This window comes from Flavimobilis marinus (assembly GCF_900113055.1).
Taxonomy (GTDB): domain Bacteria; phylum Actinomycetota; class Actinomycetes; order Actinomycetales; family Cellulomonadaceae; genus Flavimobilis; species Flavimobilis marinus.
The window spans coordinates 77,907-94,357 of the sequence record NZ_FONZ01000003.1; the positions used below are offsets into that span (position 1 = coordinate 77,907).

Below are 16,451 nucleotides of genomic sequence, written 5' to 3' on the forward strand. Positions count from 1 at the left end.
TGCCCTTCTGATGATGACCGCCGCGGCATGCGCGATTCGTCACTCATTCGTGACAACCCCCGGTTCGATGCGTCGCGCAGGCACGTAGCGCATCTGGTATCGGTCCTCGACGCTCCAGGGGACCAGAGCCTCACTGAGGCCGAACCGTCCGGCGAACGCCGCGGCCTGGGTCCCCTTATCATCTCCCGTGAAATGAACCAGGAAGTGCTCGTCAGGCTTGGACTGGAAGTGAAATGGCCGAGTATTAAAAGCGGTGTACGGCAGCCGACGCACAAATCCGGGACGCCGATAGACGGGGTTCGTCAGGAGCTGATAGACCATCGCGTCCTGATCGCCTCGCGTGAAGTACCCGAGGCGATCGACGTCCCACCACGCCTCCACGACGTCCATCGGCGTGCGCGCGACGTCACGCAAGAAGCGTGACGTCCGGGCCGTTCGTCGGATCAAGAAGTTGCCCGAGCTGATCCACGTCTTCTTGCCCTTATTGATCGGGCTCTCGCAAAACACCAGTGCCGTACGCGGGTCTTTGGGCAGAAATTCGCGTAGAGCTCGGTCGTGTTGCATGAAGAAGGCGTCATCGTCGATCCAGAACGTCCAGTCAAACAGCGGCGTCAGCTTTTGGATCTTCTCGAGCTTGGCGCCGAACTTTCGCTCGACCGTCGGCGCGACGTCGAAGATGTACGTGTAACCGTGTCGCGACGCGTACGCCTGGTGGTTGATGTGCGCCCGAGTACGGAGGTGGTCGCAGTAGCTGATAATGCCGATGCTGCGACTCATGACGGCCCCGGCGCAACTAGCGGCGCGACCCGGATCGGGAGGGGCCGCAGCCGTTGGTCGACAACCATCTCGACCGTCAAGCGATAGTCGTCCAGGTCCCTTGGCGCGACACCTTCTACGATGTAGCGATCGCGCCGTTTCCATCCGTTGACGATCCGTGCTGCCGGCTTGGGGGAATCCCGCTTGACCGTCGCTGAGCGCCCCGCTTGGCCACGGGCGATCAGGCGACCAGTGTTCCACTCTGCCGAGAGCGACCCACTCGAACTCACCTCGACAACCACCCTGGTGCCACCTCCGACGTCCGCAGCTCGCCGCAGAACAGCAGACGTGCGCGCGCACTGCACACTCAAGAGCCGCGCTCCGTCCAAGTCTCCGGCTTCGAGGCGGCCCAGAATCATCCTCTCGGCGCGGGTCAGATCGGTAAGAGATACGTAAGCCTCACGGAAAGCGACGGTATCGGCGGCGAGATCACGGTCCGTCGCGTTAGCCGCCCGACTGAACTGTCCAAGAAACTCTTCGCGCCAGACCTGGCGGAGGACCGTATCGCCCCCCGGCTCATGTCGAAGCAGCTTGGCTAGTTGCGTGGCGTCGTCGCGCCTATCCGCCGTGTGCGGCGGGTGGACGTCATCCCAGACGAGGTAAAGCAAGTCCGCGCGGGCGCTCGCGAGAAGCGCGTAGACCATGCGCTTGTCAAGCGGGATCTTGCGCCAGACCCAATGAGGACACCGCTCGACTGCCGCTGCGATGACCCGGGCGAGCTCGGCAAAGGCCCCTGCATCGGCCCTCGATACCGTTCGGCCACTGAAGTAGCCCTTCAGCGCCGCCCAACCGTCGGTTTCGAACAACATGGTCAGGAAGTAGTGAACGACCGTGTGCTCACTTCGTTCCGCCAAGATTGTCAGGCACAGCGACTCTTGCTGGAAGTATGCGAGCAGCGCGTCCTCGCGCTTGGCCGCAGACGTCATGGACCCACCGCCGGGGCGCCGTCGGTACACGTAGGTCACTGAGGGGTCGAGATCAATCGATGCCTCGGCCATAGCCTCTGTCATGGCGACCACGTCGTTGGCCCGCGGAGGGTTCCGGAAGTGCGCCCCAGAGCGTCGCCAATGGCGCATCGTGAAGATCTTGTTCCACACCACGCGGTCCCTGAGCAACCGCGGCTCGTCGCGCAGCCCGACGCCTGTGCGGCTCTCGCCGTAGATCGGCAGCCCTGACTGGCGCAGCCAGGACGTGGATGGGGCGAATGTCAGGTAGTTCCCCGCAATGATGTCTGAACCGGAGAGGCGCAACCGCTCGAGCAGCCGCGCGTAAACCCCGTCGGGCACGATATCGTCACCGTCCGCGAAGGCGAGGAACTCCCCACGTGCCCGCGCTACGCCCTCGTTGCGCGCCTCACCACCGCCCCGGACCGTCGCCCTGACGACCCGAAGGCGGGAGTCGCGTTGCGCGAGCATCTCGAGCACCTCGACCGTTCCGTCATCCGAATGATCGTCGACGACAATGACCTCGAGGTCGACACCTCTCTGCGTCAAAACAGACGTCACCGCCTCCTCGACCCACAGCGCCACATTCTTGGTCGGCATCACCACCGAGATCTCGGGGCCACGGTCAGCGCTCACGTCGCGCTCCTCTCCGCACGCGCTGTAGCACGCCGCGTACCGTCGATTTGCCGATGCTGTTGATCTGAGCGCGCCTAATCCGTCGCGCGGTGGGGGTCGCGCGCACGGGTGTGCGGCGCCAGGTCGCGACGCTTCCCTTCCCGGTCGGACGCAGCGCAACGGCTGAGCCGGGCGTGCCTGAGTCAAGCGGGCCATAGATGCGCGCCGGCTCCCACCACTCCACGCCGTGGGCATTCAGGCAGATCTCGACGCGTCCCTTCCCATGAGGCTGGTTGCCGAGGTGGACAACCGCGCTAACGTCGGTTCTTCCATCGTCGCCGAGCGCCACCGTGCTCACGCGTCCTTCGGGCATCATCTTGCCGAACGATGTCCGAGCACCCACGACCATGAGTTCCTCATGGGTGAGGAAGTCGTTCGAGACGCTCAACTTCAGGATGAGCTCGTTCTCGCGAGAGCCGCCACTGGCGCTCTCGATCACCGCTTCGCTGAAACGCGCGAGCCGGAGCAGCGTCTTGAGGTCCTGATCGTGTCGTCCCTCGGACGCGAGCGTGAGCATCCCTACGACGCGGGGCGGTAGAGCAGCGCGTGCGCTGTCGTCGAAGTCCTCTGCGGCACGCGCAACCGTTGCGGCGGCTTCCTGTCCGTCGACGGCGTCGTCGAGCCACGGCTGGACGAAGACGCGAGCAAATCGCGGGAGGGAGTCCGCGGCCCCATCCACTCCAAGGGTTGCACCCGTCTTGGCCGCAGCGACGCCGTGGGCTCTGGCCGCGAGATGCACTGCGGTGGCCGGTAGGGGGTACCCCAAGTAGTGCAGGAGGTGAGGGCGCCTCGTGACCAGCAGGTCCACGGCCCACCGCTCTTGTTGGTTGAGCGCGGCGATAGCCGAGCTCGGGGCAGCCAGGACCGCGCGCTCCGCCAACGCGCACACCTTCTCGAGAAGGATGACGTCGTCAAGAATGTGAAGGGACTTCACGCGAGAGATGACCTCGTTCTTCAAGAGTCGCGTGACGTAGACCGACTGAGCTTCGACCTGCCCAGCCGCCTCGAGCGCGTTGAGGACCGCATGCACCTGCTCGCACCAGTCGGTCAGCTTCCGGGCGTCGTTCAGGCTCGTAGTGATCGACCCGGGTCGTCGTCGATACTGGTAAACCACCGCATCGACGACGTCAACCGAGGCCGCGTGCAAATAGACCTGCGTCGACGGGACGACGTCCTCGCAAGTCGTGCCCTCAGGCCAACGAATACCGTTCTCGATCATGAACGCACGGTCGTACACCTTGTTCCATGCCGTGTGGTCGAGCACCAGCTCCGGCGTCGCGGTCAGATTCGTCGCCGTTCGTGCTTCGCGAAAGGCAGCATTGACTGTCGTCCAGTACTGGCGACGACCGAGGCCGCCAAACTCCTGAGCGCGACCGGTGGCGACCACCGAACCCGACGCTGTCAGAGAGTCGACCAGGGTGCGGTAAGCGTCCACGGGAACAACGTCGTCGCTGTCCGGGAAGGTGACGTACTTGCCGGATGCAGCAAGGAGCCCTTCGTTCCGCGACGCGCCGAGCCCGATGTTGTGGGCGCGGTCGATGACCCTGACGCGCGAGTCCGTCGCTGCGACCGCATGAGCGATCTCTGCGGACCTGTCGGGCGAACCATCGATCACCACGATCACCTCGAGCGCACGATAGGTCTGGTTCACGACCGACTCCAGGCACGCCTCGAGCCACTCCTCGACGCCGTAGCAGGGGATGACGACACTGAGGAGCTCCGCATCCAAGCCGACCACGGTGCTCACGCCTCCACCTGCGCGGCCGCAAGGTCGGCAGGCTCTCGTCCGAAGAGCCCCCAGGGAAAAGCGCTCTCCAGGGCATCTAGGTCGACATCTGGCGCGCTGTGGCCGCCCATCTCCAAGGCCTCGTCGACCGACCTGGCGATCTCGGTGCCCGCGCGCCCTGTGCCTTCGAGGTAGTCCAGATACTTGAATGCAGGTTCTGACGCTGACGCGCAGAACCGGGCGGGGACGCCGAAAGCGTCGGCTACGACGATCGCGTGGAGCGAGGATCCCACGACGATCTCGCTCGCGACGAGGTGCCTGGCGACCGAGAGGAAGCTTGACCTCGGGTTGAGTACTCGCGGGTCGAAACGCGAACTCGGATAGTCGTTCAGGTTGGGCACGACCGCGGTGAGGCGGCGCTTCTGCTCACTCAACCCGCTCAGTTGCGGAAAGTAGCGGCGGATCAGCAGGGCGGGATCCCCAAAGACTTCAGGGACTTCAAGATTTTGGTCACCGAGGAGCTCGGCCGTGCGGGGACCGCGTACCGCGTGCACAACGAGATTCAGGCCCCGCAGGTCCGGGAGCGGGACCTTCCCGTTCACACCGCTTCCCCAGACGTGGTCACCCGGGCGCGCGAAGTGCATGACAGACCCGACTGCGAGCAGTCGATGGGGCGCAGGCGCCACGGGTGAGTCGGCGGGCCTCGTGGCATTCGCGCCGACCATCGTGCGGACCAAAGCCGGCCCCAAGACGTCTCCGAAGTTTGACACCGCTCTGGGCTGAAGCCCTCCCGGGACCGGCCGGACGGGGTTCCAGAAGGCAACGCGGACGTCACGGATGGTCGTCTCGGCGAGGTCCTCCTCAGGTGGCACGGCTGTCATCTCGGTCACCCCAAGATCGTACACACGGTAGTCGACGGGCCGGACGGGTCCTGGCGAAGGCACGGGTAGAGTGCGCTCGAGAGACCGCCCCAGCAGGCTCTCGAGCACGCAAGATACGGACGCCCGTTACGCGGGATCACGAGCGAAGGCACAGCCATCATCACGGACACCACGCCCGCGACCAAGGGCCGCGGCAGCACTCCCTCAGGCTTCCGACCGGAGATCCAGGCTCTGCGGGCGGCAGCAGTCATTGCCGTGGTGGTTTACCACATCTGGCCCACGCGCCTGCGCGGAGGCTATGTGGGCGTCGACGTCTTCTTCGTCATCAGCGGCTACTTGATCACCGGGCATCTGTGGCGTGAGCTGAGCCAGTCCTCGACTATCAGGCTCGGTCAGTTCTGGGCGCGGCGGGCGAGGCGCTTGCTGCCCGCGTCACTCCTCGTCCTCGCAGTCACTGGCATCGCGACCTTCCTCTGGGCCCCGCAAGCTCGTTGGGGCCAGTTCTTCCAGGAGCTCCTCGCGAGCGCCCTGTATGTGGAGAACTGGCGCCTTGCGTCCGACTCCGTGGACTATCTCGCTGCCGAGAACGCCGCATCACCCGTGCAGCACTACTGGACGCTGTCGCTCGAGGAGCAGTTTTACGTCATCTGGCCGCTGATGATGCTCGCTGCAGTGGGCATCGGGCGCTGGCGCGCACGCGGGCGGCCTCGAGCACGGACTGCCGTGGTCACACTGCTGGGCACGACCGCGATCGCGAGCTTCGTCTACTGCCTATGGCTGACGAGCGTCAGCCCGGCTGCGTACTTCTCCACGCCAGCGCGGATGTGGCAGTTCGCCCTCGGCGGCCTCGTCGCGCTGCTGATCCCCGCCGGTGTGCGCGCAGCGCGTTGGGCGACGATCTGCAGACTCGTTGGCTGGGCCATGCTGCTCGTGTCCGTATACCTGTTCACCGAGGCGACGTCCTTTCCTGGGTACGCCGCCCTTCTGCCCACTCTCGGGGCCGTAGCAATCATCGTCGGTGGCACGACCACCTCCGGACTTGGCGATTCGTTCTATGGGCGGCTCATCAGCCTCAGGCCCGTGCAGTACGTCGGGGCGATCTCGTACTCGACGTACCTGTGGCACTGGCCGCTCGTCGTGATGCTGCCTCCCCTCCTCGGCATCGGGCGCCCTTTCGCTCTCAACGTTGGTCTCTTGTCCGCCAGCCTCGTGCTCGGCGCCCTCACGAAGACGTTCGTCGAGGATCCCTGCCGGCGCGCGAAGTTTCTCGTCGAGGCCCCTGCTGTCCGGACCCTCACGCTGACCCTAGGCGGCATGGCGGTGGTCGTGGCGGTGGCGGGTGCGGGAATCGTCGAGACCGACCGGCAAGAAGAAGCATCGAACGAACTCGTCGGGGCGTACCTCGAGAGCTCGGCGTGCCTCGGCGCCCTCGCCATTGCCGGTCCCGATGCGCCTTGCTCCGATCCTGCCCTCGACGGAAGGATCCTTCCCGCGCTAGCCGCGGTGAGTGACGACACCGGGCAGGCGTACTGGTGCTACGACACCGATCCGAGCGCTGACATCGAATCATGCACCTACGGTTCATCGACGCCGACAGCACGCCGCGTCGCTCTAGTGGGCGACTCGCACGCGGCGATGCTCCTGCCTGCGCTGTACGACCACCTCGCCGTCCTTGACTGGTCGGTCGACACCTACGTTGCACGGGGTTGCATGTGGCGCTCGGCACCGCCGACCGCCGACGACGCGTGCTCCGAGCGTCAACGCGCGCTTCAAGCCCGACTCATGAGTGGTGGCTACGATCTCGTGCTCTTGACCGCCCGCCGCAATCCTGACCTGTCGACTGCTGAGATCGACTCGCTTGCAGTGAGCTATGCGGCCGCATGGGAGCCGCTGACGGCAGCTGGCGTCGAAGTGGTCCCCGTCATAGACAATCCCACTGTCACCACGTCGGACCTCGACTGCGTCATCCTTGCGAGCTCGCCCGATGCCGCCGCCGCATGCTCCGTCCCGATGAGCGAAGCACTCGGCCCTGATCCGCTACAGATCGCGAGTCGACTCACTGACGGTAACGTCGAAGCCATCGATCTGTCGTCGATCTACTGCGACGAGCGCTGCCCGATGGTCATCGGGAACGTCGCTGTCTATCGCGACGAGCACCACATCACTGCCACATTCGCCCGTACGCTCGGGCCGATCCTGGTCCGAGAACTGAGCGCCCGCACTGGCCGCTGAGGTGAACTAGATGGAGACGACGATGAAGACTTCCACGTTGCGGGAGAGACTCAGCGCAGTCAGCCGAGTGCTTGCGTACCCGGCGTGGCAGGACAATCCATACCTCAACATGCTCTACCTGGGTCTCCGGTCCCGCGGCGTTCCTGTCTCGTTCGTCTCCGGGTTCGAACGGCTCCTCCGGGAGATCTCCGCAACCAAGCGCGGGGACATCCTGCACGTCCACTGGACGCAGCAGATCTGCCAGGGTGCGTCAGACGAAGACACTGCGTGGCTAAACCTCGCTCGGTTCAAAGATCACGTCAACGGCGCAGTCGGACGTGGCGTCGTCGTCGTGTGGACCATCCACAACTTGATCCCGCACGAGACCCGCTTCCGCGAACCCGAGCTGGACCTCAGCCGTTACCTCGTCGGGGTTGCGACGCGGCTCCACGTGATGTCTGAGGAGACGGCGACGGTGTTCCGAGCTGTTGCCGAGCTCCCGCATGAGAAGACGGTAATCGTCCCGCACTCGAGCTACTTCGGCATATACGAGCAGACCATGACCCGCGAGGCAGCTCGGGCATCCTTCGGCCTCAGCCCGAACCAGAAGAGTGTGCTGTTCTTCGGACAGATGCGGTCCTACAAGGGACTCGACCTGTTAATCGAGGCGTGCGCCCAACTCCACGCCCGATCGGCCGACGTCGCGCTACTCATGGCGGGAAAGGCCAGACCGGAGGAGCTCAGCGCTATCGACGACATGTTCAAGCGCCCGTTCCCGAACATCCGCCGACACGGGTTCATCGATCACCCTGAGGTACCGACTTGGTTCGCCGCAGCTGACGTCGTCGTCGTGCCGTACAAGGACTTCCTCAACTCGGGCACGATGTTCCTTGCGGCGACGTTTGGTGTCCCGGTGCTGCTCCCGGGTCTCCCCCACGTCCGCGAGCAGTTCAGTGGCCAAAGTTGGGTGCTGTTCTTCGATCCCGAGGGCGGGGCAAGCGAGGTAGCCGCCGCGATCGATGCGTTCGAGGACCCTGACGGTGAGATTGCCCGCGACGCGCTCAACTTCGCGCGTTCGTATCGGCCGTCCGACATGAGCGAGGACTTCGCCGCACTCATCGCCGACATCGCCGTCAGCGAATCGGTAGACGCGACGGTGACTCCCGAGGTGTCCACCCCGTAGCAGTAGACTGCCTAACCATGCGCATCTCAGTGATCGGTTGTGGGTATCTGGGCGCCGTGCATGCGGCCTGCATGGCGGAGGTGGGCCACGACGTCGTGGGCATCGACGTCGACGCCGCCAAGGTCGCACTGCTCTCGGCCGGGCAGGCACCCTTCCACGAGCCCGGCTTCAACGAGGTGCTGGCGCGCAACGTCGCGGCCGGCCGGCTGCGGTTCTCCACCGACTTCGCTGACCTCGCCGACGCTCAGGTGCACTTCATCGGCGTCGGCACCCCCCAGGCGCCCGGCTCGATCGCGGCGGACCTGACCTACGTCGACGCCGCGATCACCGCGCTGGTCCCCCACCTGGGCGAGCACCCCGACGGACCCACGCTCGTCGTCGGCAAGTCCACCGTGCCCGTGGGCACGGCCGCGCGGCTGGCCGAGGTCGTCGCCCCCACCGGCGCGCACCTGGTGTGGAACCCGGAGTTCCTGCGCGAGGGCTTCGCGGTCCAGGACACCCTGTCCCCGGACCGCATCGTCTACGGCCTGCCCACCGACCCCGCCCAGGCGACGGCGTCGCGCGACACGCTCGACGCCGTCTACCGGACGCTGCTCGACCAGGACATCCCCCGCCTGGTCACCGACTACGCCACGGCCGAGCTCGTCAAGGTCGCCGCCAACTCGTTCCTGGCCACGAAGATCTCCTTCATCAACGCGATGGCCGAGCTGTGCGAGGCCACCGGCGCCGACGTCACCCAGCTGGCCGAGGCGATCGGCCACGACGACCGCATCGGACCGAAGTTCCTCAAGGCGGGCATCGGGTTCGGCGGCGGCTGCCTGCCCAAGGACATCCGCGCGTTCATGGCCCGCGCCGGCGAGCTCGGCGTCGACCAGGCCCTGACGTTCCTGCGCGAGGTCGACAACATCAACGACCGCCGCCGCTCGCACGCCGTCGAGCTGGCCCGCACGGCCGTGGGCGGGGAGCTGTCCGGCAAGCGCATCGCCGTGCTCGGTGCGGCGTTCAAGCCCAACAGCGACGACATGCGCAACTCCCCCGCCCTCGACATCGCCAACGCGATCGCAGGCCAGGGCGCCAGCGTCGTCATCACCGACCCCGCCGCAGGCCCCGTCCTTGCGCGCCAGCGACCCGACATGGAGGTCGCCCCCGACGCCGCCACCGCCGTCGCCGGCGCGGACGTCGTGATGCTCCTGACCGAGTGGCAGGACTTCCGCGACCTCGACCCCGCCGAGCTCAAGGCCCACGTCGCCACGCCGTGGATCATCGACGGCCGCAACGCCCTCGACCCTGTCGCCTGGCGCGCCGCCGGCTGGACCTACCAGGGCATCGGACGCCCATAGTTCAGCGGCACCTTCTTCCTGCTCACGAGAACGAGGTCCCATGCGCGGAATCATCCTGGCCGGCGGGTCCGGCACACGCCTTCACCCCATCACGATGGGCGTGAGCAAGCAGCTCGTGCCGGTGTACGACAAGCCGATGATCTATTACCCCTTGTCGACCCTCATGCTGGCGGGAATCCGCGACGTTCTCGTGATCACGACGCCGCACGACGCGGATCAATTCCAGCGTCTCCTCGGTGACGGGTCGCAGTTCGGCGTCTCCATCAGCTACACGGTCCAGGCCGAGCCGAACGGTCTCGCGCAGGCCTTCGTGCTCGGAGCGGACTTCGTGGGAACTGAGTCCTCAGCCCTGGTGTTGGGCGACAACATCTTCTATGGCCCCGGCCTCGGGCAACAGCTGACGAAGTTCTCGGACATCGACGGCGGCGCGGTGTTCGCCTACCGGGTGGCTGATCCGACTGCCTATGGTGTCGTCGAGTTCGATGACGCCGGCCGGGCCCTCTCGCTCGAGGAGAAGCCTGCACAGCCCAAGAGCAGCTACGCGGTGCCTGGCCTTTACTTCTACGACAATGATGTCATCGAGATCGCACGCGACCTCAAGCCGTCAGCGCGCGGCGAGTACGAGATCACCGACGTCAACCGCGAGTACCTGAGCCAGGGCCGCCTTCAGGTCGAGGTGTTGCCGCGCGGCACCGCCTGGCTCGACACCGGCACATTCGACTCGCTGCTCGAGGCCTCCGACTTCGTCCGCACCATCGAGAACCGCCAGGGCCTCAAGATCGGCGCTCCTGAGGAGATCGCATGGCGCCAGGGGTTCCTCAGCGATACCGAGCTCGCGACGCGCGGAGAGGCCCTCGCCAAGTCGGGGTACGGGACCTACCTCCTGAGCTTGCTCGCCTGATGCCGCCGCGCTCCTCAGTCGCCCAACACCTCGCTGCGGAACCGGTCGTCGGACGCCGCTGCTGACCACCGCTCGTGCCACGGCGCGATCGGCTCCACGCCTGCCGCGACAAGCCGGTCGTGCCCGAGGACCGAGTACGCCGGGCGCGGCGCGGGCCGCGTGAACTCCGCGCTGGTGGTCGCCGAGACGATCGCCGGGTCCATGCCCGCGCTCTCGACGGCCGCGCGAGCGAAGTCGTACCAGGACGCGACACCGCTCGAGGTGCCGTGGTAGATGCCGCCCGGCACCTCAGCGTCGACCATGCGCAGGATCAGGTCTGCGAGATCGGCGGTCCAGGTGGGCTGCCCCACCTGGTCGCTGACGACGCCCAGCGCGCCCCGCGCGCGGCCGGCGCGGACGATCGTCCGCGGGAAGCTCGCTCCGCCGGCCCCATACAGCCATGCCGTGCGGACGATGACGTGGTGGGCACCCGCGGCGAGCACACCCCACTCCCCCGCCGCCTTGGTCCGGCCGTACGCGGAGGCGGGCCGCACCGGCGCGTCCTCGGCGTAGGGACTGGTCGCGTCGCCAGCGAACACGTAGTCGGTCGAGACCTGCACCAGGCGCGCGTGGTGCTCTGACGCCGCCCGCGCCAGGTTGGCGGGGCCGACGGCGTTGACGTCGAACGCCGCGCCCTCGTTCGTCTCGGCGTCGTCGACGGCCGTCCAGGCCGCGCAGTTGACCACGACGTCGAACCCGGCGACCGCCTCACGGCAGGCTGCTGCATCCGTGATGTCGAGCTCGGCACGATCGCTCACCGTGATCGCGTGCCCCGCCTGCCGCGCGACGTCGACGACGTCCTGTCCGAGCATTCCCGCCCCACCTGCGACCAACCAGCGCACAACCACTCCTCTGACGACGACCGGGCCAAGTATCGGGTCGACACGCTACCTCGATAGAGTGACGGCCACCGTCCATCCGAGGAGAACCATGCAGTATCGCGAGCTCAAGGTCCCCGGCGCGTGGGAGATCACGCCCCAGCAGTACGGCGACCCCCGGGGGGTCTTCCTCGAGTGGTTCAAGGGTTCGGTGTTCGCCGAGCACGTGGGTCATCCGCTGGACCTCGTGCAGGCGAACATGTCGGTCTCCGCGGCCGGTGTGCTGCGGGGCATCCACTTCGCTGATGTCCCCCCGGGGCAGGCGAAGTACGTGGTGTGCCCCAAGGGCGCGGTGCTCGACGTCGTCGTCGACATCCGGGTGGGCTCGCCCACCTTCGGCCAGTGGGACAGTGTCCTGCTCGACGACGTCGCCCGGCGGGGCATCTACCTCGGCGAGGGCCTGGGGCATGCCTTCCTCTCCCTCGAGGACGACTCGACCGTGATGTACCTCTGCTCGACCGGCTACAACCCGGGCGGCGAGCACGGCATCCACCCGCTCGACCCCGAGGTCGGCATCGAGTGGCCCACGGTCGGTCGCGACGGGACGCCGCTGACGTACACGCTGTCGGACAAGGACACTGCGGCCCCGACGCTGTCCGAGGCGCGCGAGCAGGGGTTGCTCCCGACGCACGAGGCCGGCGCCGCCTACGTGGCTTCGCTCGGCGGCGCGACCCCCTGAGGCCCGGCGGCCGCGTCAGTGCCCGACCGCCGCGTACTTCGCCTCGGTGGCGTCCTTCATGGGTCGCCACCAGGCTTCGTTGGCGCGGTACCAGTCGATCGTGGCTCGCAGCCCTTCGGCGAAGTCCGTGTAGCGGGGCTCCCAGCCGAGCTCGTCGCGCAGCCGCGACGCGTCGATCGCGTAGCGCAGGTCGTGGCCGGCGCGGTCGGTGACGTGCTCGAAGTCGTCCGGGGCGAAGCCGAACTCCACCAGGAGCTGCTGGACGACCTCGAGGTTCGTCTTCTCGCCGTCGGCACCGATCAGGTAGGTCTCGCCGATCTGGCCGCGGTCGATGATCGCCCAGACCGCGCTGTTGTGGTCCTCGACGTGGATCCAGTCCCGGACGTTCTCGCCCTTGCCGTAGAGGCGCGGCTTGATGCCGTCGATCAGGTTGGTGACCTGGCGCGGGATGAACTTCTCGACGTGCTGGTAGGGCCCGTAGTTGTTGGAGCAGTTCGAGATGGTCGCCTGGACCCCGAACGAGCGCACCCACGCGCGCACCAGCAGGTCGCTGGACGCCTTCGTCGAGGAGTACGGGCTCGACGGGTTGTACGGGGTGTCGGGCGTGAACTTCGCCGGGTCGTCGAGCTCGAGGTCGCCGTAGACCTCGTCGGTCGAGATGTGGTGGTAACGCACGCCGTGCTTGCGGACGGCCTCGAGCAGCGTGAACGTGCCGATCACGTTGGTCTGCACGAAAGGCCACGGGTTCGACAGCGAGTTGTCGTTGTGGGACTCCGCCGCAAAGTGGACCACGAGGTCGGCGTCGGCGACGAGCCGGTCGACGAGCTCAGCGTCGGCGATGTCGCCCTCGACGAAGGTGATGGCCTCGTCGAGGCCGGCGAGCGAGGCACGCGAGCCCGCGTACGTGAGTGCGTCGAGGACGGTGACCCTCGCCTCGGGACGCTCGCGGACGGTCTGGTGGACGAAGTTCGCTCCGATGAACCCGGCTCCGCCGGTGACAAGTACGCGCATGTCCTCACACTCTATTGGTGGACGTCGCCGCAAGCCTACCGAGTGATTCCTCAGGCAGCGGCAGCGGTGTCCCGTGCCGCTTCGCCGCGCAGCCGCTCCTTGGCGGCCGGGCGGTCGAGGTAGCGGACCTGCACGTGCGGGCGCTCGAGCACGCGATAGCGCACCTGCAGCTTCCAGTGCTTCTTCACCCAGATGGCCGCGCCCGCGGACACGAGGATGGACGCGATCGCGCCGACGCCGATCGACCACCGCGCGCCCCAGACCTGGCCGATCCACCCGACGAGCGGCGAGCCGATGGGCGTCGCACCGAGCAGCACCATGATGTACAGGCTCATGACGCGCCCGCGGATGGCGGGGTCGGTGCCGAGCTGGATGGTGGTGTTCGCCGCGGTGAGCAGGGTGAGCGAGCACAGGCCGACGAGGATGCTCGAGACCGCGTACAGCTCGTAGGACGGCATGAGGGCCATGAGCCCGCTGGTCACGCCGAACGCGAAGGCGGAGCCGACGACGAGGCGCACGCGCGGGCGTTCGCGGCGCGCGGCGAGCAGGGCACCGGTGAGGGAGCCGACGGCGAGGATCGAGCCGAGGATGCCGTACTCCCCCGCGCCCTTGGCGAACTCGGTCGTGGCCATGAGCGCGGACGTCAGCTGGAAGTTCAGGCCGAGGGCCGAGACGACGCCGGCGACGATCATCACCACGAGGATGTCCGTGCGGTGACGCACGTAGGCGACCGCTTCCCGGAGCTGCCCCTTGCCGCGCTTGACGCGTGGGGTGTGCCGCAGCTCGTTGGTGCGCATCGCGAACATGGCGAGGATGGTCGCCCCGAAGGACACGCCGTTGAGCAGGAACACCCAGCCGGTGCCGATCGCGGCGATCAGCAGGCCAGCGAGGCCGGGGCCGATCAGGCGCGCGGCGTTGAAGGACGCGGAGTTGAGGCCGACGGCGTTGGAGAGCTTGTCGACCGGGACCATCTCGGCCACGAAGGTCTGGCGGACCGGGTTGTCGATCGCGGCGACGCAGCCGAGGCCGAACGCGAACACGTACACGTGCCAGAGCTCGGCGTTGCCGGACAGCACCAGGGCACCGAGGCCGAACGCGAGCAGTCCGAGCGAGCTCTGCGTGATGATCAGCAGCTTGCGCTTGTTCACACGGTCTGCAAGCAGGCCAGCCCAGGCGGACAAGAACAGGGCGGGCAGGAACTGCAGCGCCGTGACGATACCGACGGCGACGCCGGAGTTGTCGGTGAGGACGGTCAGGACGAGCCAGTCCTGGGCGACGCGCTGCATCCAGGTGCCGATGTTGGCGACGAGGGCGGCACCGAACCACACGCGGTAGTTGAAGTAGCGGAGTGAAGCGAAGGTCTGGTTCATGCGTTGGCGATCCGTGTCAGTAGTTTCGTAGCAGCGGCGAGCGTGTCTCGCTCTTCAGGTGTGAGTTCTTGCAGGCGCTTGGTGAGCCACTGGTCGCGGCGGCGGCGGGTCTCGCGGACCTCCGCGTGGCCGGCCTCGCTGAGCTCGACCACCACCTGGCGCTTGTCCGTCGGGTGCTCGAGCTTGGTCACGAGGCCGTGCTCCGCGAGCGTGTTGACCGTGCGGGTCATCGACGGCGGGCGGACGTTCTCGTGGTCCGCGAGCGCGCCCGGGGACATCGCGCCGTGCTTGTGCAACGTCGTCAGGACCCCGAACTGGCCCTCGGCCAGGTCGACCTCGCCCCGCTGGGCGCGCAGCCGGCGCGCGATCCGGGTGAGCGCCACCCGCAGGTCGCTGGCGACCGTCGGCGCGCCGGTGCGGCGCGCGTTCGAGGCGGGGGGCTGGCAGGCAGTGTCGATCGTCACTGTCGTTACCTTAGTTCATTACCTAGGGTAATGAAATGCCTCCGGTGTGGAGATGCCGTGAACGGGTGGCGCCTACGGCACGAACGCCATCACCGCTTCACCCTCGCCACGCACCTCGAGGCGACCCTCGTCGTGCCGGACGAACACCGTCTCGCCCTTGGTGAGCGCGACCTCCGCGCCGCCGGCCGTGCGCAGGGCGACGGCTCCGGCGGTGCAGATGACGATCCGCGGCCCGTCCTGGGTCGCGTAGTGCACCCGGGAGCTGGCGGTGGGGCGGATGACCGCGAGGGCGAACTCGTCCGCAGGCGGGCGGACGACGTCGGGCTTGCCCTCGGCCCCGGGCACGACGCTCGGCCGGCTCGGGGCGCCGTCGTCGTATACGGTGCACGCGAGGAGAGCCTCGACGTCGACGTGCTTGGGGGTGATGCCGGCGCGCAGCACGTTGTCCGAGCTCGCCATGATCTCGAGGCCGAGCCCTCCGAGGTAGGCGTGCACGACGCCGGCCGGGACGTACATGGCCTCGCCCGGCGCGAGGGAGAACCTGTTGAGCAGGATCGAGGCGATCGCCCCGGGGTCGGTCGGGTACCAGTGGGCGAGGGCCACCAGGGTGCCGTACGCGCGAGCGCCCGGGCCGCCGTCCTCGAGGGCGTCGAGGCGCGCCTCGCACGAGCGTGCGGTCTCGTCGATCTCCTCGCGGCTCACCTCGCCGCGTCGGCAGACGGTGAGCTCGAAGGCGCGCTGGATGCCGGTGCGGGTGGGGTCGGCCACGAGGGTGTCGCGGATCTGCGCGGCCAGGGGGCCGACGATGCCGTCGAGCAGCTCGATCACGCGGCGCGGCTGGCGGAACCCGCTGAGGCCTTCGAACCGCGTGAGGGCGTAGAGCATCTCGGGCTTGTGCTGGTCGTCGTGGAAGCTGCGCTCGGGCGCGTGCCGGGCGACTCCGGCCGCTTCCTCGCGGGCGAAGCCCTCCCGCGCCTGGTCGGCGTTCGGGTGCACCTGGAGGGAAAGAGGCCGCGACGCAGCGAGAACCTTGAACAGGTAGGGCAGGCGATCGCCGAACCGCGCGGACACCCGCGGGCCCACGGTGCCGGCGGGGTCGTCGTCGATGACGTCGCGCAGGCTGCGGCCGCGCACCCGGGACGGACCGTCCGGGTGGGCGCCCATCCACACCTCGGCCACCGGGCGCCCGTCGGCCTCGGCGCCGAGGAAGGTCGGGATCGCCGTCATGGAACCCCAGTCGTAGTGCTTCACGACGTTGGTCAGGCGATACACGTGTCCTCCTCGGTGGCTGCCGAGGTCACCTTAGCGGAGGCGCCGTCGGCCCCACCTCCAA

General features: G+C 67.5%; 14 protein-coding genes. 5 read left to right on the forward strand and 9 right to left on the reverse strand.

What is annotated here, in order from left to right; all coding sequences use genetic code 11:
* Positions 1-39: 39 nt before the first annotated feature.
* The 4 genes from BMZ30_RS09030 to BMZ30_RS13565 are packed head-to-tail and all read right to left on the reverse strand — an operon-like array spanning position 40 to position 5,042.
* The gene (locus tag BMZ30_RS09030) at positions 40-777 is read right to left on the reverse strand and encodes a glycosyltransferase family protein (protein WP_177191333.1); all 738 of its coding nucleotides are present in this window, start codon (positions 775-777) and stop codon (positions 40-42) included.
* Positions 774-2,396, reverse strand: coding sequence for a glycosyltransferase family 2 protein (locus tag BMZ30_RS09035; RefSeq protein ID WP_177191334.1), 1,623 nt, complete (start codon positions 2,394-2,396; stop codon positions 774-776). Before BMZ30_RS09035 ends, BMZ30_RS09030 begins: the two co-directional genes overlap by 4 nt.
* A complete protein-coding gene (locus BMZ30_RS09040) occupies positions 2,386-4,182 on the reverse strand; it encodes a glycosyltransferase family 2 protein (protein ID WP_177191335.1) in 1,797 nt (598 codons plus the stop codon). The genes BMZ30_RS09035 and BMZ30_RS09040 overlap by 11 nt, the downstream gene beginning before the upstream one ends.
* The gene (locus tag BMZ30_RS13565) at positions 4,179-5,042 is read right to left on the reverse strand and encodes a polysaccharide pyruvyl transferase family protein (RefSeq protein WP_229828816.1); all 864 of its coding nucleotides are present in this window, start codon (positions 5,040-5,042) and stop codon (positions 4,179-4,181) included. Before BMZ30_RS13565 ends, BMZ30_RS09040 begins: the two co-directional genes overlap by 4 nt.
* 231 nt (positions 5,043-5,273) lie before the next feature.
* Between BMZ30_RS13565 and BMZ30_RS09045 the strand changes: the two genes are divergently transcribed.
* From BMZ30_RS09045 to rfbA, 4 genes are read left to right on the forward strand one after another with little or no spacing between them, the layout of a single operon-like run.
* Entirely contained in the window at positions 5,274-7,274 is a 2,001-nt protein-coding gene (locus BMZ30_RS09045) for an acyltransferase family protein (protein WP_342341517.1), read from the forward strand.
* A gap of 10 nt (positions 7,275-7,284) precedes the next feature.
* Positions 7,285-8,436 (forward strand): glycosyltransferase family 4 protein, encoded by a 1,152-nt coding sequence (locus BMZ30_RS09050; protein ID WP_093377671.1) that lies wholly within the window; start codon positions 7,285-7,287, stop codon positions 8,434-8,436.
* 17 nt (positions 8,437-8,453) lie between these two features.
* On the forward strand, positions 8,454-9,776 hold the full coding sequence (locus BMZ30_RS09055) for a UDP-glucose dehydrogenase family protein (protein WP_093377674.1): 1,323 nt from the start codon (positions 8,454-8,456) through the stop codon (positions 9,774-9,776).
* Positions 9,777-9,816: 40 nt separating this feature from the next.
* Positions 9,817-10,677, forward strand: a complete 861-nt coding sequence (gene rfbA / locus BMZ30_RS09060; RefSeq protein ID WP_093377676.1) for a glucose-1-phosphate thymidylyltransferase RfbA — start codon at positions 9,817-9,819, stop codon at positions 10,675-10,677.
* Between the two features lie 14 nt (positions 10,678-10,691).
* Here the strand turns inward: rfbA and rfbD are convergent, their stop codons facing one another.
* Complete coding sequence (gene rfbD, locus BMZ30_RS09065) at positions 10,692-11,558, reverse strand: dTDP-4-dehydrorhamnose reductase (protein ID WP_093377679.1); 867 nt, start codon at positions 11,556-11,558, stop codon at positions 10,692-10,694.
* An 88-nt stretch (positions 11,559-11,646) separates the two neighbouring features.
* Between rfbD and BMZ30_RS09070 the strand changes: the two genes are divergently transcribed.
* Positions 11,647-12,273, forward strand: a complete 627-nt coding sequence (locus BMZ30_RS09070; protein ID WP_093377682.1) for a dTDP-4-dehydrorhamnose 3,5-epimerase family protein — start codon at positions 11,647-11,649, stop codon at positions 12,271-12,273.
* 15 nt (positions 12,274-12,288) lie between these two features.
* Here the strand turns inward: BMZ30_RS09070 and rfbB are convergent, their stop codons facing one another.
* The 4 genes from rfbB to manA form a co-directional block, all read right to left on the reverse strand.
* Positions 12,289-13,284 (reverse strand): dTDP-glucose 4,6-dehydratase, encoded by a 996-nt coding sequence (rfbB, locus tag BMZ30_RS09075; RefSeq protein ID WP_093377684.1) that lies wholly within the window; start codon positions 13,282-13,284, stop codon positions 12,289-12,291.
* Between the two features lie 50 nt (positions 13,285-13,334).
* Positions 13,335-14,654, reverse strand: a complete 1,320-nt coding sequence (locus tag BMZ30_RS09080) for an MFS transporter (protein WP_093377687.1) — start codon at positions 14,652-14,654, stop codon at positions 13,335-13,337.
* Entirely contained in the window at positions 14,651-15,118 is a 468-nt protein-coding gene (locus tag BMZ30_RS09085; protein WP_373296870.1) for a MarR family winged helix-turn-helix transcriptional regulator, read from the reverse strand. The genes BMZ30_RS09080 and BMZ30_RS09085 overlap by 4 nt, the downstream gene beginning before the upstream one ends.
* A gap of 72 nt (positions 15,119-15,190) precedes the next feature.
* On the reverse strand, positions 15,191-16,390 hold the full coding sequence (gene manA, locus BMZ30_RS09090; RefSeq protein ID WP_093377689.1) for a mannose-6-phosphate isomerase, class I: 1,200 nt from the start codon (positions 16,388-16,390) through the stop codon (positions 15,191-15,193).
* Positions 16,391-16,451 lie beyond the last annotated feature (61 nt).